The sequence below is a fragment of the Actinokineospora sp. NPDC051303 genome (assembly GCF_055586285.1).
The window spans coordinates 161,557-184,463 of sequence record NZ_JBVJIN010000007.1; the positions used below are offsets into that span (position 1 = coordinate 161,557).

At 70.2% G+C, this 22,907-nt stretch carries 26 protein-coding genes and 1 pseudogene; 15 read left to right on the forward strand and 12 right to left on the reverse strand.

What is annotated here, in order from left to right:
* Positions 1 to 162 precede the first annotated feature (162 nt).
* Positions 163 to 2,758 (forward strand): annotated as a pseudogene (secA, locus tag ACZ6SD_RS08055) (preprotein translocase subunit SecA); the annotation flags it as partial.
* A 530-nt stretch (positions 2,759 to 3,288) separates the two neighbouring features.
* Here secA and ACZ6SD_RS08060 read toward each other — a convergent pair.
* Positions 3,289 to 3,723, reverse strand: coding sequence for an Rv3235 family protein (locus ACZ6SD_RS08060; RefSeq protein WP_465316181.1), 435 nt, complete (start codon positions 3,721 to 3,723; stop codon positions 3,289 to 3,291).
* A gap of 76 nt (positions 3,724 to 3,799) precedes the next feature.
* Here ACZ6SD_RS08060 and ACZ6SD_RS08065 point away from each other — a divergent pair, with 76 nt between their 5' ends.
* Positions 3,800 to 4,216: an HAD family hydrolase gene (locus ACZ6SD_RS08065; protein WP_465316182.1), complete on the forward strand. Its 417-nt coding sequence runs from the start codon at positions 3,800 to 3,802 to the stop codon at positions 4,214 to 4,216.
* Here the strand turns inward: ACZ6SD_RS08065 and ACZ6SD_RS08070 are convergent.
* Complete coding sequence (locus tag ACZ6SD_RS08070; RefSeq protein WP_465316183.1) at positions 4,208 to 4,990, reverse strand: TrmH family RNA methyltransferase; 783 nt, start codon at positions 4,988 to 4,990, stop codon at positions 4,208 to 4,210. The genes ACZ6SD_RS08065 and ACZ6SD_RS08070 overlap by 9 nt on opposite strands.
* A gap of 43 nt (positions 4,991 to 5,033) precedes the next feature.
* Here ACZ6SD_RS08070 and ACZ6SD_RS08075 point away from each other — a divergent pair, with 43 nt between their 5' ends.
* The 3 genes from ACZ6SD_RS08075 (at position 5,034) to pruA (ending at position 8,712) form a co-directional block, all read left to right on the forward strand.
* Positions 5,034 to 6,443 (forward strand): WS/DGAT/MGAT family O-acyltransferase, encoded by a 1,410-nt coding sequence (locus ACZ6SD_RS08075; protein ID WP_465316184.1) that lies wholly within the window; start codon positions 5,034 to 5,036, stop codon positions 6,441 to 6,443.
* Positions 6,444 to 6,495: 52 nt separating this feature from the next.
* Positions 6,496 to 6,999, forward strand: a complete 504-nt coding sequence (locus tag ACZ6SD_RS08080) for a DUF6912 family protein (protein ID WP_465316185.1) — start codon at positions 6,496 to 6,498, stop codon at positions 6,997 to 6,999.
* Between the two features lie 84 nt (positions 7,000 to 7,083).
* Positions 7,084 to 8,712, forward strand: a complete 1,629-nt coding sequence (gene pruA / locus ACZ6SD_RS08085; protein ID WP_465316186.1) for an L-glutamate gamma-semialdehyde dehydrogenase — start codon at positions 7,084 to 7,086, stop codon at positions 8,710 to 8,712.
* A 65-nt stretch (positions 8,713 to 8,777) separates the two neighbouring features.
* Here the strand turns inward: pruA and ACZ6SD_RS08090 are convergent, their stop codons facing one another.
* The 3 genes from ACZ6SD_RS08090 to ACZ6SD_RS08100 all read right to left on the reverse strand — a co-directional run bounded on the left by ACZ6SD_RS08090 (position 8,778) and on the right by ACZ6SD_RS08100 (position 11,182).
* Positions 8,778 to 9,602, reverse strand: coding sequence for an SCO4651 family lipoprotein (locus ACZ6SD_RS08090; RefSeq protein ID WP_465316187.1), 825 nt, complete (start codon positions 9,600 to 9,602; stop codon positions 8,778 to 8,780).
* Between the two features lie 192 nt (positions 9,603 to 9,794).
* Positions 9,795 to 10,406, reverse strand: coding sequence for an alpha/beta hydrolase family protein (locus tag ACZ6SD_RS08095; protein WP_465316188.1), 612 nt, complete (start codon positions 10,404 to 10,406; stop codon positions 9,795 to 9,797).
* Positions 10,403 to 11,182 (reverse strand): SOS response-associated peptidase, encoded by a 780-nt coding sequence (locus tag ACZ6SD_RS08100; protein ID WP_465316237.1) that lies wholly within the window; start codon positions 11,180 to 11,182, stop codon positions 10,403 to 10,405. The genes ACZ6SD_RS08095 and ACZ6SD_RS08100 overlap by 4 nt, the downstream gene beginning before the upstream one ends.
* 98 nt (positions 11,183 to 11,280) lie before the next feature.
* Between ACZ6SD_RS08100 and aroA the strand changes: the two genes are divergently transcribed.
* From aroA to ACZ6SD_RS08115, 3 genes are all read left to right on the forward strand, one after another.
* A complete protein-coding gene (gene aroA / locus ACZ6SD_RS08105; protein ID WP_465316189.1) occupies positions 11,281 to 12,561 on the forward strand; it encodes a 3-phosphoshikimate 1-carboxyvinyltransferase in 1,281 nt (426 codons plus the stop codon).
* A gap of 1 nt (position 12,562) precedes the next feature.
* Positions 12,563 to 13,597 (forward strand): ribosome small subunit-dependent GTPase A, encoded by a 1,035-nt coding sequence (gene rsgA / locus ACZ6SD_RS08110; protein WP_465316190.1) that lies wholly within the window; start codon positions 12,563 to 12,565, stop codon positions 13,595 to 13,597.
* A gap of 364 nt (positions 13,598 to 13,961) precedes the next feature.
* A complete protein-coding gene (locus ACZ6SD_RS08115) occupies positions 13,962 to 14,111 on the forward strand; it encodes a CopG family transcriptional regulator (RefSeq protein WP_465316191.1) in 150 nt (49 codons plus the stop codon).
* Between the two features lie 16 nt (positions 14,112 to 14,127).
* Here ACZ6SD_RS08115 and ybaK read toward each other — a convergent pair whose 3' ends face one another.
* A complete protein-coding gene (gene ybaK / locus ACZ6SD_RS08120) occupies positions 14,128 to 14,604 on the reverse strand; it encodes a Cys-tRNA(Pro) deacylase (protein WP_465316192.1) in 477 nt (158 codons plus the stop codon).
* Between the two features lie 172 nt (positions 14,605 to 14,776).
* Here ybaK and ACZ6SD_RS08125 point away from each other — a divergent pair, with 172 nt between their 5' ends.
* Together ACZ6SD_RS08125 and rsrA are read left to right on the forward strand one after the other, a co-directional pair.
* Positions 14,777 to 15,454, forward strand: a complete 678-nt coding sequence (locus ACZ6SD_RS08125) for a sigma-70 family RNA polymerase sigma factor (protein WP_465316193.1) — start codon at positions 14,777 to 14,779, stop codon at positions 15,452 to 15,454.
* Positions 15,451 to 15,780: a mycothiol system anti-sigma-R factor gene (gene rsrA / locus ACZ6SD_RS08130; RefSeq protein ID WP_465316194.1), complete on the forward strand. Its 330-nt coding sequence runs from the start codon at positions 15,451 to 15,453 to the stop codon at positions 15,778 to 15,780. The genes ACZ6SD_RS08125 and rsrA overlap by 4 nt, the downstream gene beginning before the upstream one ends.
* Before the next feature lie 71 nt (positions 15,781 to 15,851).
* Here the strand turns inward: rsrA and ACZ6SD_RS08135 are convergent, their stop codons facing one another.
* Positions 15,852 to 15,926 (reverse strand): 50S ribosomal protein bL37, encoded by a 75-nt coding sequence (locus ACZ6SD_RS08135; RefSeq protein WP_096498094.1) that lies wholly within the window; start codon positions 15,924 to 15,926, stop codon positions 15,852 to 15,854.
* Between the two features lie 161 nt (positions 15,927 to 16,087).
* Between ACZ6SD_RS08135 and ACZ6SD_RS08140 the strand changes: the two genes are divergently transcribed.
* Positions 16,088 to 16,303, forward strand: a complete 216-nt coding sequence (locus ACZ6SD_RS08140; RefSeq protein WP_091452491.1) for a biotin/lipoyl-binding carrier protein — start codon at positions 16,088 to 16,090, stop codon at positions 16,301 to 16,303.
* An 18-nt stretch (positions 16,304 to 16,321) separates the two neighbouring features.
* Positions 16,322 to 17,833: a sensor histidine kinase gene (locus ACZ6SD_RS08145; RefSeq protein ID WP_465316195.1), complete on the forward strand. Its 1,512-nt coding sequence runs from the start codon at positions 16,322 to 16,324 to the stop codon at positions 17,831 to 17,833.
* Positions 17,834 to 17,909: 76 nt separating this feature from the next.
* On the opposite strand, the gene ACZ6SD_RS08150 is transcribed toward ACZ6SD_RS08145, so the two are convergent.
* Together ACZ6SD_RS08150 and ACZ6SD_RS08155 are read right to left on the reverse strand one after the other, a co-directional pair.
* Entirely contained in the window at positions 17,910 to 18,164 is a 255-nt protein-coding gene (locus ACZ6SD_RS08150) for a WhiB family transcriptional regulator (RefSeq protein WP_091452291.1), read from the reverse strand.
* Positions 18,165 to 18,502: 338 nt separating this feature from the next.
* Positions 18,503 to 19,429, reverse strand: a complete 927-nt coding sequence (locus tag ACZ6SD_RS08155) for a diacylglycerol/lipid kinase family protein (RefSeq protein ID WP_465316196.1) — start codon at positions 19,427 to 19,429, stop codon at positions 18,503 to 18,505.
* Positions 19,430 to 19,739: 310 nt separating this feature from the next.
* On the opposite strand from ACZ6SD_RS08155, the gene ACZ6SD_RS08160 reads away from it, so the two are divergent.
* Positions 19,740 to 20,147: a hypothetical protein gene (locus tag ACZ6SD_RS08160; RefSeq protein ID WP_465316197.1), complete on the forward strand. Its 408-nt coding sequence runs from the start codon at positions 19,740 to 19,742 to the stop codon at positions 20,145 to 20,147.
* 56 nt (positions 20,148 to 20,203) lie between these two features.
* On the opposite strand, the gene ACZ6SD_RS08165 is transcribed toward ACZ6SD_RS08160, so the two are convergent.
* Together ACZ6SD_RS08165 and ACZ6SD_RS08170 are read right to left on the reverse strand one after the other, a co-directional pair.
* A complete protein-coding gene (locus ACZ6SD_RS08165) occupies positions 20,204 to 20,689 on the reverse strand; it encodes a GNAT family N-acetyltransferase (protein ID WP_465316198.1) in 486 nt (161 codons plus the stop codon).
* A gap of 14 nt (positions 20,690 to 20,703) precedes the next feature.
* Positions 20,704 to 21,273, reverse strand: coding sequence for an acid phosphatase (locus ACZ6SD_RS08170; protein WP_465316199.1), 570 nt, complete (start codon positions 21,271 to 21,273; stop codon positions 20,704 to 20,706).
* Between the two features lie 55 nt (positions 21,274 to 21,328).
* Here ACZ6SD_RS08170 and ACZ6SD_RS08175 point away from each other — a divergent pair, with 55 nt between their 5' ends.
* Positions 21,329 to 21,796, forward strand: coding sequence for a hotdog fold domain-containing protein (locus ACZ6SD_RS08175; RefSeq protein WP_465316200.1), 468 nt, complete (start codon positions 21,329 to 21,331; stop codon positions 21,794 to 21,796).
* Between the two features lie 69 nt (positions 21,797 to 21,865).
* Here the strand turns inward: ACZ6SD_RS08175 and sodN are convergent, their stop codons facing one another.
* Entirely contained in the window at positions 21,866 to 22,273 is a 408-nt protein-coding gene (gene sodN, locus ACZ6SD_RS08180; protein WP_465316201.1) for a superoxide dismutase, Ni, read from the reverse strand.
* 82 nt (positions 22,274 to 22,355) lie between these two features.
* On the opposite strand from sodN, the gene ACZ6SD_RS08185 reads away from it, so the two are divergent.
* Positions 22,356 to 22,673, forward strand: a complete 318-nt coding sequence (locus ACZ6SD_RS08185; protein WP_465316202.1) for a S26 family signal peptidase — start codon at positions 22,356 to 22,358, stop codon at positions 22,671 to 22,673.
* The last annotated feature ends 234 nt before the right edge of the window (positions 22,674 to 22,907 follow it).

Below are 22,907 nucleotides of genomic sequence, written 5' to 3' on the forward strand. Positions count from 1 at the left end.
CCGGTGGGCGGTTGATCCGTTGGTGCTGAGGTGGAGGTCACCCGAGTACCCTGCGCGGCGTTGCTGACGAGTGTCAGTGCGCGCCCAGCAGCGGGTTGCCTACGATGACGTACAGGAGCGTCCGTAGCGGGCGCACGACTATCAGCTAGCGAGGTCGACCGGATGGTGCTGTCCCGAATTCTGCGCGCGGGCGAGGGCAAGATGCTCAAGCGACTGCGCAACATCGCAGCGCACATCAACTCGCTGGAGGATGATTTCCTCGACCTGTCCGACGACGACCTGCGCGACAAGACCGCCGAGTTCAAGCAGCGCTACGAGGCGGGCGAGTCGCTGGACGAGCTGCTGCCCGAAGCGTTCGCGGTCGCGCGGGAGGGCGCCAAGCGCGTGCTGGGCCAGCGGCACTTCGACGTCCAGCTGATGGGCGGCGCCGCGCTGCACCTCGGGCAGGTCGCCGAGATGCGCACCGGTGAGGGCAAGACCCTGACCGGCGTGCTCGCCGCGTACCTCAACGCGCTGTCCGGCGGCGGCGTGCACGTCGTCACCACCAACGACTACCTCGCCAAGCGCGACGCGGAGTGGATGGGGCGGGTGCACCGCTTCCTCGGGCTCACGGTGGGCGCGATCCTGTCGGAGATGACCCCCGCCCAGCGGCGCGAGGCGTACCACTGCGACATCACCTACGGCACCAACAACGAGTTCGGCTTCGACTACCTGCGCGACAACATGGCGTGGAGCCTGGACGACATGGTCCAGCGCGGCCACAACTTCGCCATCGTGGACGAGGTCGACTCGATCCTCATCGATGAGGCGCGCACGCCGCTGATCATCTCCGGGCCCGCCGACCAGTCCTCGCGCTGGTACCAGGAGTTCGCCCGGCTTTCGCCGATGCTGCGCAAGGACGTCCACTACGAGGTCGACGAGCGCAAGCGCACGGTCGGCGTCACTGAGAAGGGCGTCGCGCTGGTCGAGGACCAGTTGGGCATCGACAACCTCTACGAGGCCGCGAACACGCCGCTGGTCGGGTACCTGAACAACGCGCTCAAGGCCAAGGAGCTGTACAAGAAGGACAAGGACTACATCGTCCGCAACGGCGAGGTCCTGATCGTGGACGAGTTCACCGGCCGCGTGCTGGCGGGCCGCCGCTACAACGAGGGCATGCACCAGGCCATCGAGGCCAAGGAGAACGTGGAGATCAAGGCCGAGAACCAGACGCTGGCCACGATCACCCTGCAGAACTACTTCCGCCTCTACAACAAGCTTTCCGGCATGACCGGCACCGCCGAGACCGAGGCGGCGGAGTTCCACACCACCTACAAGCTCGGCGTGGTGCCCATCCCCACGAACCGCGACATGATCCGCAAGGACCAGGCGGACCTCATCTACAAGACGGAGGAGGCGAAGTTCCTCGCCGTCGCCGAGGACATCGCCGAGCGGCACGAGAAGGGCCAGCCGGTGCTGGTCGGCACCACCAGCGTCGAGCGGTCGGAGTACCTGTCGAAGCTGCTGGTGAAGATGGGCGTGCCGCACAACGTCCTCAACGCCAAGCACCACGAGAAGGAAGCCGCGATCATCGCCCAGGCCGGGCACAAGGGCGCGGTCACCGTGGCGACCAACATGGCCGGTCGAGGCACCGACATCGTGCTCGGCGGCAACCCCGAGCACATCGCCGAGGAGGCGCTGCGCGCCCGCGGCCTCGACCCGCTGGAGACGCCGGACGAGTGGCGCGCGGCCCTGCCGGGCGCGCTGGAGAAGGCCGAGGAAGAGGTCAAGGCCGAGAAGATCGAGGTGCGGGCGGCGGGCGGCCTCTACGTGCTGGGCACCGAGCGGCACGAGTCGCGCCGCATCGACAACCAGCTCCGCGGTCGCGCTGGCCGCCAGGGCGACCCGGGCGAGTCCCGGTTCTACTTGTCGCTGGGCGACGAGCTGATGCGCCGGTTCAACGCGGGCATGGTCGAGCGGGTCATGACGGTGATGAACGTCCCCGAGGACCAGCCGATCGAGGCGAAGATGGTCACCCGGGCGATCAAGAGCGCGCAGACCCAGGTCGAGCAGCAGAACTTCGAGATCCGCAAGAACGTCCTCAAGTACGACGAGGTCATGAACAAGCAGCGCAAGGTCATCTACGCCGAGCGCCTGCGCGTGCTCAAGGGCGAGGACCTCAGCGAGCAGATCGAGCACATGATCACCGACGTGGTCACCGCCTACGTCAACGGCGCGACCGCGGAGGGCTACGCCGAGGACTGGGACCACCAGAAGCTGTGGTCGGCGCTCAAGACGCTGTACCCGGTGTCGGTCAAGTGGGAGCAGTTGGTCGACCGCGCCGAGGCCGAGGGCTACGACATGGACCACGAGTTCCTGTTGAACGCCATCGTCGAGGACGCCCTGGCCGCGTACAAGATCCGCGAGGCCGAGATCGACTCCCGGGTCGGCAAGGGCGCCATGCGGGAGCTGGAGCGGCGCGTCATGCTCTCGGTCCTCGACCGCAAGTGGCGCGAGCACCTCTACGAGATGGACTACCTCAAGGAGGGCATCGGCCTGCGGGCGATGGCCCAGCGCGACCCGCTGATCGAGTACCAGCGCGAGGGCTTCGAGATGTTCCACGTCATGCTGGACGCGTTGAAGGAGGAGTCGGTCGGCTTCATCTTCAACCTCCAGGTGGAGCAGGCCGAGCCGCAGCCCGCGACCGTCCAGTTGGCCGCGACCCCCGCCGCCGTGCCCACGGTCGCCGCCGACCCCGCGGCCGAGGCCCGTCAGGCTGAGCTGCGCGAACGCCAGGCCCGTGCTCTCGCCGCCCAGCAGAAGGCTCAGGCCGAACAGGCCGCCGCGGCCACGGCCAGCGAGAAGCTTCCCCCCGCCCTGCGCGGCAAGGGACTGGAGGGCCCCACTCCCCAGCGCCTGAACTACAGCGGTCCGGCGGAAGCGGGCGGTGTCGAGTCCCACAGCGACACCCCCGACGCCGAGCCCGCCGGGGCGGGCGCCAGCCGCCGGGAACGCAGGCAGCAGGCCCGCGAGCAGGCAAAGAAGGGCCGCAAGGGCCCGCGCCGCTGACCCCTGCCAACCGGGAAGACACCCGCTCCACTCCGTGGCGCGTGGGGCACACCGCCTCACGCGCCACGGCTTTGTGCGACAGCACGGAGGCGAAGGCGGACAACCAACGGCGAGAACTCGACCGCGGCCCAGCCGCCTGCTCGGTGGTTCAGTGATCCGGCAGCCCGATCGGCGGTCCGCCTCAGTCGGCCGCTGGTGGTTGTCCACGGCCTCGGGTAGCCCGAACGTTGTCAAGCCGAGTCACCGGCCCACCGGTCGCAGGTAAGTGCACAGCCAGGTCCCGTTGCGCAGTTCCATTCGGCCTGCGAGGGCTCGGCCGCGCCACGCTTGGGGGCGGCCGGTGGGCCACTCGCGGATGGCGGCGGCCAGTTCCAGCGTCTCCGGGTCCGTCTGGCAGGTGTGCAGGGAGATCAGGCGGTGGTTTCGTCCGGTGGTGACTCTGGCTCGGGTGGCCATCGCCTCGTAGACGGAGGTGGTGAGAGCGTCGCGGAGTTGGGGGAGGGGACGGCGGCCGTCCAGGGATTCCAGGAGCAGGGTGAGCAGGCGCCAGACGGCGTCGCGGGTGGGGCCGGGCTCGTCCCAGACCGGAGCCGGGTGGGGTGGGAGTGGCCTGCGGGGCAGTGGCCACGGGGTCACCGCGGGCTCGTAATCGGGCAGGGCGCTCAGCCGCACCATAGGGGTCCTCCAGTCGTCGACGGGTTCGCCATACAGAGCGGGGCGTGGTCGGCGGCGGGGACGCAGGTCACCTCATGTGGGGAAGTCGCGGGAAAGTGGGGCAGGATCAGTGGCTGTGCGGTACGACGCGTTGGTTGTGGACTATGCGGGTGTGTTCACCGAGCCGGTGATTCGGCAAGTGGTGGCCCTGGTGCGGGGGCAGGGGTTTCGGACCGCCCTGCTGTCCAATGCGGACACTGTGCCCGCCGGTTTGCCCGATGTCTTCGACGCGGTAGTGGTGTCGGGAGACGTGGGGATCGCGAAACCGGCGGCCGGAGTGTTCACGCTTACCGCCGAACGGTTAGGCACGACTACCGACAAGTGCGTGTTTGTCGATGACGTCGCCGCTTACGTGCGGGGCGCGGCGGCAGCGGGGATGACCGGAGTGCACCACCGCGCCGTGGAGTCCACTGTGGACGAGCTGGAGATCCTGCTCGGCATCGCCCTACGCTGAGTGGCGGCGCACCAGTTCGAAGCACAGCACCGCCGCCGCGCTGGCCACGTTCAGCGACTCGACGCCGCCGCTCATCGGGATGGAGATCCAGCGGTTCACGTGCGGGCGGACCGCCTCGCTGACCCCCGCGGTCTCGCTGCCCAGGACGAACGCGACCCGGTCGGGCAGGTCGGCGTCGAACACCGAGCGGCGCGCGCCCGCGTCCATCGCGTACAGCGGGTAACCGGCGGCGCGCAGGTCGGCAGCGGCTTCCTCGGCCGTCGCGCAGCGCAGGACGGGTGCGGTGAACGCCACACCGGCCGACGCCTTGACCACCAGGGGGTCGATGGTGGCCACGCCGCGGCGGGGGACGACGATGCCGCCGATGCCCGCGGCGGTGGCGGTGCGCAGGATCATGCCCACATTGGCCGGTGTGGTGATGCCGTCGAGGAGCAGCACCGCCCTCGGCGCGGACTTGCCCGCGAGCGCGTCGGCAAGCCTGCGCATCCGAGGGGCGACGACGTCGGCGAGGACGCCCTGGTCCTGCTTTCCGTTGCCCGCCAACACTTTCACCCGGTGCGGGGTGGCGCGCTGCACCGGCACGCCGCGCGCGCGGGCGGCGTCGAGGATCTCCCGGGCGGCGGGGCCGTGGGCGTTGTCGGCGAGCACCACCTTGTCGACGGACAGGCGGTCGTCGGCCAGCGCCTCCAGCACGGGCTTGCGCCCGTACACGGTGACGAACCGGTCCTTGGGAGACGCTCCCGCGCCAGGGTCGTGCGACACAGCACGCAGCATCGCATGTCACCTCGGTGGCATCGCGATGTGTCAGGATCGGGCCATGCCCGACCGCCTGTCCGCCCTCGACGCCTCCTTCCTGTACCTGGAGGACCCGGCGACGCCGATGCACGTGGGCGGGGTCGCGGTGTTCCGCAGGCCCCGGTCGGGCTTCGCCTACGAGCAGCTGGTCGCGCTGATCGAGCAGCGGCTGCCGCTGGTGCCGCGCTACCGGCAGAAGGTGGTCGGGGTGCCCGGCCACCTCGCCCGGCCGGTGTGGGTGGACGACCCGGAGTTCGACGTCCACTACCACGTGCGCCGCTCCGCGCTGCCCCGGCCGGGGACAGACGCCCAGCTGTTCGACCTGGTCGGGCGCCTGATGGCGCGCCCGCTCGACCAGACCCGGCCGCTGTGGGAGGCGTACCTGATCGAGGGGCTGGCGCGCGGGCACGTCGCGCTGGTGACCAAGACCCACCAGGCCCTGGTCGACGGCATCCGCACGATCGACTTCGGCCAGGTCATCCTGGACACCGCGCCGCAGCCGCCCGAGCCAGCCCCCGACGAGGTCTGGGTGGCGCGCAGGCTGCCGGGGCCGACCCGGCTGGTGCTCGACGCCGTCGCCGAGACGGTGCGGCGGCCCAAGGAGATCGTGGAGAACGCCCGCTCGGCGGCCACGGACGCGCTCGCCACCACCCAGAAGGTCGCGGGCGTGCTCAACGCCGTCGTCTCCGCGATCGGCCTCGCCGCCCGGCCCGCGCAGGCGGGGCCGCTGAACGCGCCAGTCGGCCGCGCGCGGCTGTTCGCCGTGTCCCGCGCCCGGCTGGACGACCTGCGCGGCGTCCGGGCGAAGCACGGCGGCACGGTCAACGACGTGGTGCTCACCGTCATCGCGGGCGGGCTGCGGTCGTGGCTGCTGATGCGCGGCGAGCAGATCACGTCCTCGACCAAGGTCCGCGCGCTGGTGCCACTGGCCGTGCGCGACGACGCGGCCGACGGCACGGTGCCGGGGATGCTCGGCAACAAGGTCGCCGCGCACCTGGTCGACCTGCCGGTGGGGGAGCCGAACCCGTTCGTGCGGCTGCACCACGTCAGCCACGCCATGCGCCCGCACAACGACTCGGTGCGCTCGGTCGCGGCCTCGACGCTGCTGCGGGTCGGCGGGTTCGCCCCGCCCACGCTGCACTCGCTGGGCGCGCGGGCCGCCGCGTCGTTCTCCCAGCGCATCTTCAACGTGGTGGTCACCAACGTGCCCGGCCCGCAGATCCCCCTCTACGCGGGGACGGCGCGGATGACCGAGATGTTCCCGGTCATGCCGCTAGGCAAGAACCAGGCGTTGGCCATTGGGGTGACCTCTTATGACGGTGGGGTGTACTTCGGCTTGACCGGCGACCGCACCGCCATGTCCGACGTGGACGTGTTGGCGAGAATGCTGGAAGAGTCGGTCGAGGAACTGTTGACAGCGGTAAGAGCATGACGGCAGCGAGAGCATGATGGCTGAGAGCGCGAGGAACTGAGAGCGTGATGTCTTGAGGGTGTACGTACCGGCGACGGTGGCCATGCTGCGCGCGTTGAACTCCGACGGGGAGCTGACCGCGGTCGGCAACACCGCGTTCGCGCTGACCCCGGCGCTGCGCGAGTCCTATGCGACCGGCGGCGACGAGGAGTTGGAGTACGCGGCGATGCTCGACGCGGCCCGGGCGTCGCTGCGGCTGCTCAACGCCGAGTTGGCCGACGACCCGGCGGCGTTCGCGCGCCGCGCGGTGGTCTCCGCCGACGTCGACGGCGCGGTCCTGCGCCCTGACCTGGACTATTCGGTGGTGAAGCTGGCGGGCCCGATCCCGCTCAAGGTCGTCGCCGCGATCCACCTGGACACCGAGGACGCCGAGGCCGCGGTGCGCGCCGCGGCGGGCGTTGTCGACGCCGCCGATTTGGGCGACCCGGACGCGGAGTTCGTCCTCGGCGACGCCGAAGACCACGAGCTGGCCTGGTACGCCCCACAGGAGCTGCCGTTCCTGCTGGAGCTGCTGTAGCCGGTTCATCCCATGACAGGATGGCGGCGCGGCCACAAGCCGCGCCGACGTCGAGACTCCAGTCACAGGGAGGCGAGCCACACGATGGACGCCGTTTCGTCCGTACCCGTCCCGGCCAACGAGCCGATCAAGTCCTACGCCCCCGGCTCGCCCGAGCGCGCCTCTCTCCAGCGGCGGATAGCCGAGCTGGCGGGGGAGCGGGCCGAGCTGACCATGACCATCGGCGGCGCGCGGCGCATGGCGGGCGGCGACCGCGTGGACGTGGTCCAGCCGCACGACCACCGGCACGTCCTGGGCGTCACCGCGCAGGCGACCGCGCAGGACGTCGCCGACGCGGTCGCGGCGGCGAAGAAGGCCGCGCCCGCCTGGCGTGACCTGCCGTTCGACGAGCGCGCGGCCGTGCTGCTGCGCGCCGCCGACCTGCTGGCCGGGCCGTGGCGGGACACGCTCAACGCGGCCACGATCCTGGGCCAGTCGAAGTCGGCGCAGCAGGCCGAGATCGACAGCGCCTGCGAGCTGATCGACTTCTGGCGCTACAACGTGTCCTTCGCGCGGCGGCTGATCGAGGAGCAGCCCGCGTCGTCGCCGGGCATGTGGAACCGGTTCGACCACCGCCCGCTCGACGGTTTCGTCACCGCGATCACGCCGTTCAACTTCACCGCCATCGCGGGGAACCTGCCGACCGCGCCCGCGCTCATGGGCAACACGGTCGTCTGGAAGCCATCGCCCACCCAGCAACTCGCCGCGCACCACACCATGCGGCTGCTGGAGGCCGCTGGCCTGCCCGCCGGGGTGATCAACATGGTCACCGGGGACGGGGCGGCGCTGTCCGAGGTCGCGTTGGCCGACCCGGAGTTCGCCGGACTGCACTTCACCGGGTCGACCAAGACGTTCAAGCACCTCTGGCGGCTCATCGGAGACCACCTCGACACCTACCGCTCTTATCCGCGCATAGTCGGTGAGACCGGCGGTAAGGACTTCGTCGTCGCCCACCCGTCGGCCGACCCGGCCGCCGTGGTGACCGGCCTGGTCCGGGGCGCGTTCGAGTACCAGGGGCAGAAGTGCTCGGCGGCCTCGCGCGCCTACATCGCCCGGTCGCTGTGGGACGGCGGGCTGCGCGAGCGGCTGGCGGACGTCACCAAGACCATCTCCTACGGCGACGTCACCGACTTCGCGCACTTCGGCGGCGCGGTCATCGACGCGCGCGCGTTCGCCAAGCACAAGGCGGCGCTGGAAGCGGCGGCGGCGAACTCCTCGATCGAGGTGCTTACCGGCGGCACGGCAGACGACTCGGTGGGCTACTTCGTCCAGCCGACCGTCCTGGTCGGCAGCGACCCGTTGCAGGACGTGTTCACCACCGAGTACTTCGGCCCGATCTTGGCCGTGCACGTCTATGAGGACGCCGAGTACGCCAAGGTGCTGGAACTGGTGGACACCTCGTCGCCGTACGCGCTTACCGGCGCGGTCTTCGCCACTGACCGCGCGGCTGTAGAGCAGGCGCACCAGGCGCTGCGCTTCGCGGCGGGCAACTTCTACGTCAACGACAAGCCCACCGGCGCCGTCGTCGGCCAGCAGCCCTTCGGCGGCAGCCGCGCGTCCGGCACCAACGACAAGGCCGGGTCGATCTACAACCTCCAGCGCTGGGTCAGCCCTCGGTCGGTCAAGGAGACCTTCGTGCCGCCGACCGACCACACTTACCCGCACATGGGTTAGACGCATAAGAGCGCCCCACAGGACTCTGCGGGGCGCTCTTCTTATGCGTTCTAGTGCGCTAAGAGTCAGCTACCGGGAAGCTCGGCGACCTGGGAAGCGGGCGGCGCCGCGATGTTCACGGGCTTGCCCCAGTCGCTGTAGTCGGCCTGGACCTTGGTCTTCTTGCCCCCGGCGGGGACCTCGGTGATGAAGCGGACCGGCAGGTCGTCGCCGTCGACCCACACCTCGACCGGCAGAGTCTTCACACCGGACTTCTCCAGCTCCGCGATCGCCGTCTTGTCCATGCCCAGGCCCTTCTCCCCGAGCTTGGCCACCTCGACGGTGATCGTGTAGTGCGTGGTCTCCTTGCCGTCGATCGTCTCTTTCTCGGTGGAGGTGATCTCGCCAGCGTCGGCAAGCTGCTCCAGCATCTTGCTCGGGTCGGCCTCCTTGGCCGAGTCCAGCGAGCCCTCCAGCGCCTTGGCCAGCGGGTTGTCGCCGCTCAGGTCGAGCTTGAGCCACGGCTTGCCGGGCTGGAGCTCCTGCGGGCCCTTCATGTAGAGCGTGTTGTCCACCAACAGCACGGTCATCGCGCCCTCGGGGGTGTCCAGCGACATCTGCATGGCCGTCTCGGCCCCGAAGCTGAAGTCGCCCTCACCGTTGAGCGACTCCGCGCCCGCGCCGCCGGAGATCTTCACGTGCGCGCTCTTGGCGCTCGCGCTCTTCTTGCCCACGGCCTCGCTGAGCATCTTGAGGCTCTCGAACCCGGTCTTGGCCGCGGCGGAAGCCTCGGTCGACGTGCTGCCGCCGGTGGACGAGGGCGCGCCCGCCGGGTCGCCCGAGCACGCGCTCAGGGTAAGAGCGGCCACAGCCACCCCGACCAGCAGCTTCGTCTTGCCTGTGAACCGCATGAACTATCCCCTCAGTAACGAGTCTGTGTCTGTTCCCTAGGACGTCTCACCCGTCCGAGGGTTCCCCGACCCTGGTCGAGTGGGACGAAGGATACGTCGCGGTTGGCCGTAGCCGACGCGAGACAGGGCAGGACGGTCGTCACCGACCGAGCAGGCGCCCCGCGGATGACGCTTCCCCGGACCGCGACCGCCCTAGCCGAGGGGCCGCAGGATGCGGTCAAGCCACTCTTCGACCGTGCGGGAGAGCGTGGGCAGCTCCCGTTTGAGGGAGTGGTCGCCGGGGAGGGTGACGATCTCCCGCAGGTGCCCGCCCGCCGGGTTGCCGAACGGGTCGCTCTCGCCCTGGACCACCAGGGTGGGCACCGTCACCGCGTCCAGTTCCGGCTGCCGCGTCTTCTCCGGCTTGCCCGGCGGGTGGACCGGAAACGCCAGGCAGAGCACCCCGACCGCCTCGCCCTGGTCGGCGGTCCGGCAGGCGACCCGGGCGCCGGAGGACCGGCCGCCGAAGACCAGGGGCAGGTCGTCGAACCAGAGGGTCGACAGGTGCTCGGCGACGGTCAGCCACGCCGTGTCGAGTTGGCGGGCGGGGGCGGGGGCGCGCCTGCCGGCCACCCGGTAGGGCTGCTCGACCAAGGCGACGTGCACCCCGGCGGCCGTGGCTCCCCGCGCCGCGGCCACCAGGTCGGGCGCATCGATGCCGCCGCCCGCGCCGTGGCCGAGCAGCAGTCCCGCCCGGCCCTCGGGGACGCAGTGCAGTTCGGCCCTGGCCAGGCCGTGCGGGGTGTCGATGCGCGCCTTGGTCACCGGCTGGCCTCGGCGCCGAAGAGGTCCGGGGCACCAAGTCCATCGAGGTCCTGGGCGGGCTCGGCACGGTCGAGCAGGTGCGGGCCGTTGTTGCGGACGCTGTTGACCGCCGTGGACACCGGCCGGATCTCCAGGGCGTCCACCAGGTCCAGCGGCGGCGGCGCGAGCAGCGCGGACACGTCGGTGGCGTCCGGGTCGAGCCAGGCCGACCAGGAGTCCCGGCCCAGGATCAGCGGCATCCGGTCGTGGATGTCGGCCAGCGGGCCGATCGCGTCGGTGGTCAGGACCGCGCAGGTGATCAGCAGCGGCGCGGCCGGGTCGGCCTGGTCGCGCCAGGTCGTCCACAGGCCCGCCATCGCCAGGCTGCCGCCGTCCTGGGGGGTGGTGTAGAACGGCTGCTTCGAGGTCTTGTCGCGGCGCCACTCGTACCAGCCGTCCGCCGGGATGATGCAGCGGCGCTCGGCCAGCGACTTCTTGAACGCGGGCTTCACCGCCGCGCTCTCGGACCGGGCGTTGATCATCCGCGCGGCCCCGGAGGCGTCCTTGGCCCAGTTCGGGACCAGGCCCCACTTCATCACCCGCAGCGTGCGCTCCGTGGTGCTCTTGTCGACCGTGCCGTCGGCCGCGCGCGGGTGTCGCTGCACCACCGTCACCACGTTCTTCGTCGGCGCCACGTTGTAGTCGGGCTCGGGTGCCTGCTCACCTGTGGCGTCGAGCGCGTCGAACTCCGCCGCCAGCGTCGCGGGATCCTTCGCTGCCGCGTACCTGCCGCACAAAGCCATCCACCTCCATCGGTGTGTCGAATCGTGACATGTCGGACCGACAGGGGCGAGCCGGTAAACCGCCGGACCAGCGAATGCGGGAGGATTGGCCCATGCCGCAGCCCTGGTCAGCCCCGGTCGCCTCGGCCCCGGTGCACGCCACCGTGACCATCCCCGGATCCAAGTCCATCACCAACCGTGCCCTGATCTTGGCCGCTCTTAGCGGCAGGCCGAGCACGCTAACCGGCGCGCTGGAAGGCCGCGACGCCGACCTGATGGTCGCGGCTCTACGCGCTCTCGGCGTCCCGGTAGGCGCGGACGGCACGACGATCCGGCTCGGCGCGCATGACGGCTTCGGCGGCTTCGGCGGCACGGCCGAGGTCGACTGCGGGCTCGCCGGGACGGTCATGCGGTTCGTCCCGCCGGTCGCGGCGCTCGCCGACGGCGCGGTCCGCTTCGACGGCGACCCGCGCGCCCGGGAGCGGCCGATGGGCACGGTGCTCGACGCGCTGCGCGCGCTCGGCGCGACCGTCGAGGGCGACGCGCTGCCGTTCACCCTGGTCGGCGCGGGCGGCATCGCGGGCGGCGCGGTCACCATCGACGCCTCCGCCTCCTCGCAGTTCGTCTCCGGACTGCTGCTGTCCGGCGCGCGGTACGACAAGGGGTTGACCGTGCACCACACCGGGAAACCCGTTCCCTCTATGCCGCACATAGACATGACCGTCGACATGCTCCGCGCTGCCGGTGTCGCGGTAGACGACACCGAGCCGAACACCTGGCGAGTCGAGCCGGGCCCGGTCGCGGCCCGCGACTGGGCGATCGAGCCCGACCTGTCCAACGCGACGCCGTTCCTGGCCGCGGCGGCGGTCACCGGCGGCGAGGTGACGGTCACCGGCTGGCCGTCAGCCACGACGCAGCCCGGTGACGCTATCCGCGACATCTTGGCGCGGATGGGCGCGGAGGTGACCCTGTCCGAAGGTGGCGCGCTCACCGTGCGCGGCCCGGCCACACTGTCCGGTGTGGACATAGACCTGCACGATGTCGGCGAGTTGACTCCCACGGTCGCCGCCTTGGCCGCGCTCGCCGACAGCCCGTCGCGCCTGCGTGGCATCGCGCACCTGCGCGGCCACGAGACCGACCGGCTCGCCGCCCTCGCCGCCGAGATCACCACCCTGGGTGGTGCCGCGGCCGAGACCGACGACGGCCTGGAAATCCGCCCCGCCACCCTGCGCGGCGGCCCGTGGCGGGCCTACGCCGACCACCGCATGGCGACCGCGGGCGCCATCATCGGCCTGGTCGTCGCGGGGGTTGAGGTGGACGACATCGCGACCACGGCCAAGACCATGCCCGACTTCCCGGCGATGTGGTCCCGGATGCTGACCGGGGCCAACTGACGTGGCGTCCCGGCGCGGCGACTGGAGCAGGCTGGACGAGGCCGACGTCCGGGTGCGCCCCGGCAAGGGCACCCGCCCGCGCAGCAAGCGCCGCCCAGAGCACGCCGACGCCGTGACCGCCATGGTCGTCGGCAAGGACCGCGGCCGCTGGACCTGCGCCGTCAACCGCGACCCAAGCCACCTGGTCGTGGCGATGCGCGCCCGAGAGCTAGGCCGCACCCCCGTTGTCATCGGCGACCAGGTAGACATCGTCGGCGACACCACCGGCGACGCCGACACCCTGGCCCGCATCGTCCGCGTGGCCGACCGCACCAGCGTCCTCCGCCGCACCGCAGACGACACTGACGCGTTTGAACGGGTCGTAGTCGCCAACGCCGAACAACTCCTGATCGTCTGCGCCCTCGCCGACCCCCAACCCCGCACCGGCTTCATCGACCGCTGCCTGGTCGCGGCCTTCGCGGGCGGCCTGACCCCCATCCTCTGCCTGACCAAAGCCGACCTGGCAGACCCAGCCGACCTCCTGGCCGCATACGCGGAACTGGACCTCCCCGTGGTGGTCAACCGCCACGACGAAGAACCACAAGAACTCCGAGAACGCCTAACAGATCGAGTTTCGGCACTAGTGGGCCACTCAGGCGTAGGCAAGTCCACTTTGGTCAACCGCCTGGTCCCCCACGCCTACCGAGCGATCGGAGAGGTAAGCGGCGTAGGCAAGGGAAGACACACCTCAACCTCAGCGGTGGCACTCCCCCTCCCCGAGGGCGGCTGGGTGGTCGACACCCCCGGCATCCGCTCCTTCGGCCTAGCCCACATCAAACCCAACGACATCGTGGCCGCCTTCGAGGAGTTCGTCGCCCCAGCGGAAGAATGCCCCTCCGGCTGCGGCCACCTAGGCGCCCCAGAAGACCCAGACTGCTACCTGGACTCGGTAGTGGAAGAAGGCCAAGCCACCCCCGGCAGACTGGCCTCCCTACGCAGACTCCTGTCCTCCAAAGCAGGCGTAGACGACCACACCGACCGAGAACAGTCCGACTAAGACACTCCTGTGTGGCGCTGTTCAGCGAGGTGGGAAGTTGGTGGGCAAACCGGCCACCCCGCCAACCAAGCCCGACCCTGCGAGGCGCCCGGTAGGAGCGGAGACAGTGAACCTGCGTTCCTGCCAACCGCACCCGAAGCTGCCAGGTGCTCGATGGGGTGGAGTGGTTTCTTCGGGGGAGAAGGAAGATCGCTAAGCTGGCTGCGCGTGTGAGGCCGGAGGCTTCCCACGCTCTTTCACACGGGCGATCTTCCTTCGTAGGGGCCCCGAAGAAACCACTCCACCCCATCGAGCAGACAGCACGAAACCCGGGGACCAACGGAACCCCATCGAGCAGCCCCGCAGCAGTCCGAGAGCAGGAGCATTGCGGCCGACCGAAGAGCAAGAGCACGCCCCGCTGGCCGAAGCCGACGGGCCGAGCAAGCAGGAAACGGACACCGAAGACCGGATCCGGGACCTCTCACGCGAGGGCATCGCCCGCTACGCGGCCCTACTCGACCGCCTGGCTCAGTAACGTCCGCACCGCAAGATCACCGAGCGGCGATATCAGCCACCACGCCGTCAACCAACGAGACCAGGTCACCCGCAGCGATCTCGATCTCCAGCCCTCGCCTGCCACCAGAGCAGAACATCGTCGGAAACCCCACCGAAGACGAGTCCACCACCGTCCGCAAGCGTTTGCGCTGCCCCAGCGGTGAGATCCCACCCGCCACATACCCGGTAGTCCGCTCAGCCACCGCCACATCCGCCATCCGAGCCCGCTTGCCCCCGACAGCCGCCGCCAACGCCTTCAGATCCAACTGGGCGTCAACCGGCACCACGCCCACCGTCAGCACCCCGTCGACCTCAGCCAGCAGCGTCTTGAACACCCGATCAGGCGAAACACCCAGCGCCGCCGCGGCTTCCAGCCCGTAGGACTCGCGGGGGTCGTGCTCATAAGAGTGCAGCGTGTGCGTGATCTTCCGCTTCGCCAGTAGCGCTGTCGCGGGGGTTCCTCGTCCGGCCACCGCGCCAGGGTAGAGGGGGAATGCGGCGGGCGTCGCGGGTGTTGTCGGTGGCGTGGTCACCGAGCAGATTCTTGAGGTAAAGCGCCCCAGCTCACGCCTGCCGCGTGCCCGGGCTCACAGCCGTGCGGACGAGGTCCGCGTAAGCTCGGGGAAGCAGTATGCGCACCTGAAGATGGGTGTGCGAGCACCCGAAGGGAGCCCGGTGCCCCGCACCGAAGCCCAGCCACACAGTGCGGCCACGGAGGCCACCGAGGCCATGGAAACCACAGCCGAGCGCGCGGAGCGGTTCGAGCGCGACGCGATGCCGTTGCTCGACCAGCTCTACTCGGCCGCGTTGCGCATGACGCGCAATCCCGCCGACGCTGAGGACCTGGTCCAGGAGACCTACTTGAAGGCGTACGCGGCCTTCGAGTCGTTCTCGGCGGGCACGAACATCAAGGCGTGGCTGTACCGCATCCTGACCAACACCTACATCAACGGTTACCGCAAGCGTCAGCGGCAGCCGTTGCAGTCGCCGACCGACGAGATCACCGACTGGCAGCTCGCCAAGGCCGAGAGCCACACCTCAAGCGGGCTGCGCTCGGCCGAGGTGGAGGCGATGGACCTGCTGCCCGACGACGACGTCAAGCACGCGCTGCAGCAGCTTCCCGAGGAGTTCCGCCTCGCGGTGTACCTGGCCGATGTCGAGGGGTTCGCGTACAAGGAGATCGCCGAGATCATGGGCACGCCGATCGGCACCGTGATGTCCCGCCTGCACCGCGGCAGGCGGCAGTTGCGTGACCTGCTGACGGGCGTGGCCCGTGAGCGGGGGTTCGTGCGCTCGGGCGCGCAGGAGGTGGCGGGGTCATGAGTTGCGGACGCCACCACGAGACCGACTGCTCCGAGGTGCTGGGCGAGCTGTGGCTCTTCCTCGACCGCGAGTGCGACACGCAGCGCCGCGACCTGCTGCAGAAGCACCTTGAGGAGTGCCGCCCCTGCCTGGAGCGCTATGGCATCGAGGAGCACCTCAAGATCCTGCTCGCCCGCAAGTGCGGCGGCGACCAGGCTCCGGACGAGCTCAAGGAGCGGCTGCGGGCCTCGATCCGGCGGACCGTGCTCGAAGCGGGCGCGGTCGAGGTCACCCAGACCACCACCCAGGTAACGGTCCAGACCACCGCTGAGCGGCGCGAAGACTGAGCTGTGCGCGACGACGACAAAGGCCCCAGCACGCAGTGTGCCGGGGCCTTTGTCGTGCTCAGAGCGTCTGCTCAGGCGTTGGGGCGCTTACCGTGGTTGGCGCCACCCTTCTTGCGGTCACGACGCTTGCGGGCGCGCTTCGACATCGGTGTCTCCTCTTGCGTTGGTCGGGGCGTGCGAGCCTCGCGGACAGACCGGCCGCACGCCTTCGGGCACGATTTTGCCATGCCGGGCTTAAGTGACTCGTCAGGGCTGGGGCGCATGGTTGGATTGACGCGAGCAGAACTCGTTCGAGGAGGACCGGTCGATGGCCCACGAGATCCACGCCGAAATGGTCGCCAACGTGCTGAACGTCGTGGCGCAAGAGGGACAGACCCTGGCCGAGGGCGACACCGTGGTGATCTTGGAGTCCATGAAGATGGAGATCCCGGTGCTGACCGAGGAGAACGGCACGCTCACCAAGCTCGCCGTCAAGGAGGGCGACGTCGTGCAGGAGCACGATCTGATCGCCGTCGTGGAGTGACCAACCCCGTGGAGTCCTGTGTCGACGCTCTCTGACCTGCTCGCCGAACACACCGGGCTTCCCGGCGGCGCGGTCGACCACCTGCAGACCGTGGTCGCCGAGTGGCAGCTGCTGTCCGACCTGTCCTTCGCCGACTTCCTGCTCTGGGTCCCGGTGACCGAGGGGCAGGACGGCGCGCTGCCGCCGGACGCCGACGAGCGCTATATCTGCGTCGCGCAGGCCCGGCCGACGACGGCGCCCACGGCGCATCCCGAGGACGTCGTCGCCAGCCACACCGACGCCGACGAGCACCCGCAGCTTCGGCGCGCGATCGCCGACCGGCGGATCTGCCGCGAGGAGGACCCGCGCTGGTACCTGGGCGTGCCGGTCCGCCGCGAGGTGATCCCGGTGACCTACCAGGGCGAGGTCATCGCGATGCTGTCGCGGGAGACGAACCTGGCGGTGCCCCGGGTGCCGAGCGCCCTGGAGATCGCGTACCTGGGCATCGCGGGCGACCTGTGCCAGATGGTCGCCGACGGCACTTTCCCCACCACCGAGCCTTCCCCGGACGTGCACACCAGTCCCCGGGTCGGCGACGGCCTGATCCGGCTCGACCCGGCGGGCGCGGTGGTGTTCGCCAGTCCCAACGCGTTGTCGGCGTACCACCGGATGGGGCACGCTGCCGATCTCGTCGGCGTGCGGCTGGCCCCGCTGACCCGCACCCTCATCGGCGACCCGTTCGACGCCACGGAGATCGCCCAGCGCATCCTGCTGGCCCTCGACGGGCAGCCGAGCATGCGCGCGGAGGCCGAGTCGCGCCGGGGCGCGGCGGTGCTGTTCCGGGCGCTGCCGCTGCGGCCGGGCGGCAAGGCGGCGGGCGCGCTGGTGCTGTGCCGCGACGTCACCGAGGTCCGGCGGCGCGACCGCGCGCTGCTGTCCAAGGACGCGACGATCCGCGAGATCCACCACCGGGTGAAGAACAACTTGCAGACCGTGGCCGCGCTGCTGCGGTTGCAGTCGCGGCGGACCAGCAGCCCGGAGGCCAAGGAGGCGCTGGCCGAGTCGGTGCGCCGGGTCGCGGCGATCGCCATGGTCCACGAGACGCTGTCGACGTCGGTGGACGAGCGCGTCGACCTGGATGCGTTGGTGGACAAGGTGATTCCGGTCGTCGGCGATGTCGCGGTCGCCGAGAGCCACGTCAAGGTCCGCAAGAGCGGACAGTTCGGCGTGGTGGCGGCGGAGACGGCGACGCCGCTGGTGATGGTGCTGACCGAGTTGATCCAGAACGCCGTCGAGCACGCCTATCCGCCGGGTCGCTCGGGCGAGGTCGTGGTCACCGCCGCGCGTTCCGCTCGCTGGCTCGACGTGATCGTGGCCGACGACGGCCGCGGGCTGCCGCGCGGATTTTCACTCGAAAGAGCGAATGGATTGGGACTGCAGATCGTCCGGACTCTCGTGGAGTCGGAGTTGCGCGGCTCACTGTCGCTGCATCGGCGGGAACGCGCGGGAACCGAGGCGGTCCTTCGCGTGCCGCTCTCGCACCGTCGGTGAAACAAGTGCGAACGAACGAAAGTCCGGCACCGGGAATCGGTGCCGGACTTCCGCTCGTCTTGTTATCGCGGAAAGCTCAGGCGTTGCTGCGTGCCCTGGTCCGAGCGTTACGGCGCTTCAGCGCGCGACGCTCGTCCTCGCTCATACCGCCCCAAACGCCAGCGTCCTGGCCGCTCTCTAGCGCCCATGACAGGCAGTTGGAAGCGACGGGGCAGCGGTGGCAAACGGCCTTCGCCTCGGCGGCCTGCGAGATCGCAGGACCGCTGGTTCCCACCGGGAAGAACAGCTCGGGGTCCTCGTCACGGCAGGCCGCGCGGTGGCGCCAGTCCATTTCTACTTGCTCCTCGCTCGGGCGCGTTAGGACGCGCCTCTAGTCGTCATCCGGTCGTCGGGGTGCTTGTGAATGCTTTCACGAACCGGCTGGATGTCAAGGGTTGTTCTGGGCCCGGTGAGTGAACTCACCCGAAAGATCGACGTCAGAGCCCTATTGACGCGGAGAGCAACGATTTGATCACGACGACCGCTGGTCTGGACCGGTCCGCCGCGCTCCGCCTCCGGGGAGGGGTTGCCCGGTCGCGTCCCGCCCAAACGGGGAAGGGCGCGCTTACCGAGCGAAGGTCATTTTAGGCAGGGCCCAGCCAGCGGGCGCCACCGCGCCGTGCCCATGCTTCACACGGCGACGACCAGCGCGTTCGGGACCGAGGTGAACTCGACCTGGGTGCGCTCGCCGATCAGGTCGCCGTCGCACTGCAACCGCACCGGCTCCGGCGCGCGGACGGCGATCCGGGCGACGTCGTCGCGGCGCACGAGGTGCTTGCCGCGCTGCCTGCCCTTGGCGCTCATCGCCTGGCCGAAGTGCCGCAGCACGGTCGGCACGCGCAGGGTGCGCAGCGCGAACAGGCCGAGGCCCGACTCGAACGCGCAGCCCGGGTTGAGGTGGATCGGGCGGGCGCCCAGGTAGGTCCACGGGTCGGTGTTCGACACGAACGCCAGCCGCAGCCCCTCGATCGGGTCTTCGCCGTCGATGTGGACGGTCAGGTCCGGTCGGCGGTACTTGGGCCGCGCGTACCGGGCGACGGCCACCCTGGCGTAGAGCGCGGGGCTGGTTCGCTTGCCGCGCTTGCGGTCCACATCGGCCACGACGTCGGCGTCCCAGCCCATGCCCGCGTTGAAGGTGAACCAGCGGTGCCCGCCGTCGGAGTCGACCCGGCCGAGCCCGACGCGCCTGCTCCGGCGCTCCTCCAGCGCGCGCAGCAGGACGTGGGTCGCCTCGACCGGGTGGCGCGGCAGGCCGAGCGCGCGGGCGAAGACGTTCGCCGAGCCGCCGGGCACCACGCCGAGCATGGGCGTCGTCGCGGACGGGCCGGTGGCCAGCAGGCCGTTGACGACCTCGTTGACCGTGCCGTCGCCGCCGTGGGCGACCACCAGGTCGGCGCCGTCGAGCGCGGCCTGCGCCGCCGCGGCGAGGGCGTGGCCGCGGTAGTCGGTCTCGACGACCTCCAGCTTCACCTGGCTGGCCAGCGCGTGCGCGAGCACGTCCCGGCCTGCCGGTGTGGTGGCGGTCGCCTGCGGGTTCACCACGAGGACAGCGCGCATTACCGCAGAGTAGGCCGGCGTGCGCGCCCACCCCGCCGTCGCCTCCCCTTTCGAGGGAACGGCGGGCTCACTCGTTCGGACCAGTCGTGATCGAGATACGGCTCCTTCCGGCAGCGCGTCCCCTCGATGACGACGAGTGCACCCAGACGACCGTCTGTCTCATCGACCCGCGAGGAACTGACACCACTGATCTTCCCCTGCCCGGTCGCCGCAGACGACCGTCCGTCCGGGTGGCATACGATCGGCGGTGTGCACGCACGGTCATCGTGCGTTAGCCGTCGCCCGTCCGAACAGCGTGAGGAAATCCGCCGTGCGCTTCTCGTCATCCGCCCCGCGAACGGTCCTCGCCGCGGGCGCGCTGGTCGCGCTGCAGGGCCTGGTCGGGCTCGGGTTCGCGGTGTTGCTGCTGATCAGCGGCTTGAGCGGCGACTCGGCGCTGGGCGGGAACGTCTTCGGCGAGGCGGCGTACTTCGCCGTGCTCGCCGCGGGCGTGCTCGCCTGCGGGGTCGGCTTGGTTCTGGGGAAGCATTGGGGCCGCGGCCCGGCGATAGTGCTGCAACTGCTCCTGCTCGGCGTCGCCTGGTACGCCCTCGGCCCCTCCGGCAGGCCCGAGATCGGCGTCCCGGTTGCCCTCGTCTGCGTCGTCGTGCTCGTCCTGCTGTCCCGCTCCTCGACCACTCAGTGGGCCCAGGGCGACGAGGAACCGCCCCGCTCCTGACGGGAATCAGCCCTGACGGAAGGTAGCGACGTCACACGATGGTGTGATCTCGGAGATTAGCCCGATTGGCCTAGTTCGGCCAGTGCTTCGTCGGTCAGGCGGTACACGGTCCACTCGTCCATGGGGACCGCGCCGATGGACTTGTAGAAGCCGATGGCGGGCTCGTTCCAGTTCAGGACCCACCACTCCAGTCGCTGGTAGCCGCGGGCGACGCATTCCTCGGCGAGCGCGGTCAGCAGCGCCTTGCCCAGCCCCGATCCCCGCACGGACGGCCGCACATACAGGTCCTCCAGGTAGATCCCGTGCACGCCGCGCCAGGTCGAGAAGTTGAGGAACCACAGCGCGCAGCCGACGACCTCCCCGTCGACCTCGGCCACGTGCCCGAACAACGCGGGCGCCGCGCCGAACAGGGCGGTGTGCAGTTGCTCGGCGGTCAGATGGCACTCGTGGGGCGCGCGCTCGTAGTCGGCCAGTTCGTGGACCAACGCCACCATCGAGTCCACATCGGACGGTGCGGCGCGGCGAACTCGCTGATCGGGCAAGGTTTTCCTCCAGGTCAGTGGGAAAGGTTGAGCCGGACCACCTGCGGCACGCCGCGCTCGTCCCCGAGCACGCTCACCCCGGCCGCGCCCAGTCCGAAGTGGACACCGAAGGCGGCGGGCTGTCCGATCCAGGCGGCCACCAGCACCCGGCTGAAATGCCCGTGCCCGACCAGCACCACATCGGTTTCCGCCGCCCGCGCCCGGTGCACGACCTTCGCCGCGCGCTCGCCCACCTGCTCGGCGGTCTCGCCGTGCGGGCACGGGTGCGTCCACACGGTCCACCCCGGCACGGTCTCGCGGATCTGCAGGGTGGTCAGGCCCTCGTAGTCGCCGTAGTCCCACTCGGCCACGTCCTCGGTGACCTCGTCCACGGCGAGCCCGGCCAACTCCGCCGTGCGCAGCGCGCGGACCCGGGGGCTGGAGACGACCAGGGCGGGCCGGTCGCCCCGCAGGTCGGCGAGCAGTTCCCCGGCCCGGCGGGCCCGCGTCTCACCCTCGGCGGTCAGCGGGATGTCCGTGCGCCCGGTGTGCCGCCCGTTCTCCGACCACTCGGTCTGGCCGTGTCGCAGCAGGTAGACCGTCATGCCGTCGATCCTAGGGCACTTGCCCGGAAAGCTACTGACGGGTAACTTAGCGGCTGTGACCGAAACCACGACTCTGCGCCTGTGGCGGGCCCTGGCCGACCGCCCCCTGGGCCCGCGGTTGTTCTCCGCCGCGGCGTGCCTGCGCGTGCCCTACTTCCGCACCATCCTGCCCACCGTCATCGACATGCGCCCCGGCCGAGGCGAGGTGCGGGCGCCCCTGTGGTGGGGCGTGCACAACCACATCGGCACCTTCCACGCCATCGCCATGTGCAACCTCGCCGAGGTGGCCATGGGCATGCTCGCCGAGGCCACCGTTCCCACCAGCCACCGCTGGATCCCCAAAGGCATGACCGTCGACTACACCGCCAAGGCCAAAACCGGCCTCCGCGCGATCGCCGAAGTGGAATCCATCCCTGACTTCGGCCCCACCCCGATCGACCTCCCCGTCCCCGTGTCCATCCGCGACAAGGCAGGCGTCGAAGTCGTCCGCGCGGTCATCACCGTGCGCGTGTCACCCCGCTGAAACGGGAAACGGCGCCTACCGGCGAGGGGAACTCGCAGGTAGCCGCCGTTCTAGTGAACCCGTGGGGTCTTACGCCTTCTTGGTCTCCCAGAAGATCTTGTCGATCTCACCGATCAGGTCGAGCAGGGCCTGGCCGGTGGCCGGGTCCATCGAGCCCTTGGTGCCGCTGGCGCCCGCGGCCTTGGTGGCGCGGTTGAACAGGTCGTGCAGTTCCGGGTACTTCTCGAAGTGCGGGGGCTTGAAGTAGTCGGTCCAGAGAACCCACAGGTGGTGCTTGACGAGCTCGCTGCGCTGCTCGGCGATGAGGATCGCGCGGGTGCGGAACTCGGGGTCCTCGTTGTCCTGGTACTTCTGCTGGATCGCCTTCACCGACTCGGCCTCGATGCGGGCCTGGGCCGGGTCGTACACACCGCACGGGAGGTCGCAGTGCGCGGTGGCCTCCAGTCGAGGGGCGAGAAAGCGCGACCAGAGTCGCATTTTTCCTCCATGGGCAAACGGGGATGCTCCGACGAATCGACCCTACTCCGGGCATGCTGGACAGGCAGGTGGAGGTGATCCTTTGACAGCGGCCAACCCCTTGGGTCGCGCGCCCGCGCGCCGGGTACGGGTGCGCGGCGCGTCCATGCGTCCCGCGCTGTGCGACGGCGACACGGTTGTGGCCACCCGACGGCGGGTGGCGGCGGGCGCGATCGTGCTGGTCACCTGGGACGCGCGGCCAGGCCAGCTCTCGGTCAAACGCGCCGTCCGCGAGGACGGCGAGGGATGGCACGTGGAGGGCGACAACGCTGACGAGTCGACCGACTCGCGGACGCTGGGACCGGCGAGGGTGCACGCGGTCATCCGGTGGCGGCTGTGGCCACGCCCACGGCGTCTTTAGGGGGCGACCCGCTGGGCCGTCTCGGACGGAACACCCCCGCATGCGCGGGGAAGACACCGGTGGCAGCTTCGTGGAGTCGCCGAACGCCGGAACACCCCCGCGTGCGCGGGGAAGACACAACGGAGAGGTGCAGGTGCTTGGTGTGCGGGGGAACACCCCCGCGTGCGCGGGGAAGACACTTGTTGACCTGGGGGTTTGTGAATCGGAACGGTGTTTTGCATTCACTTTCGGTCG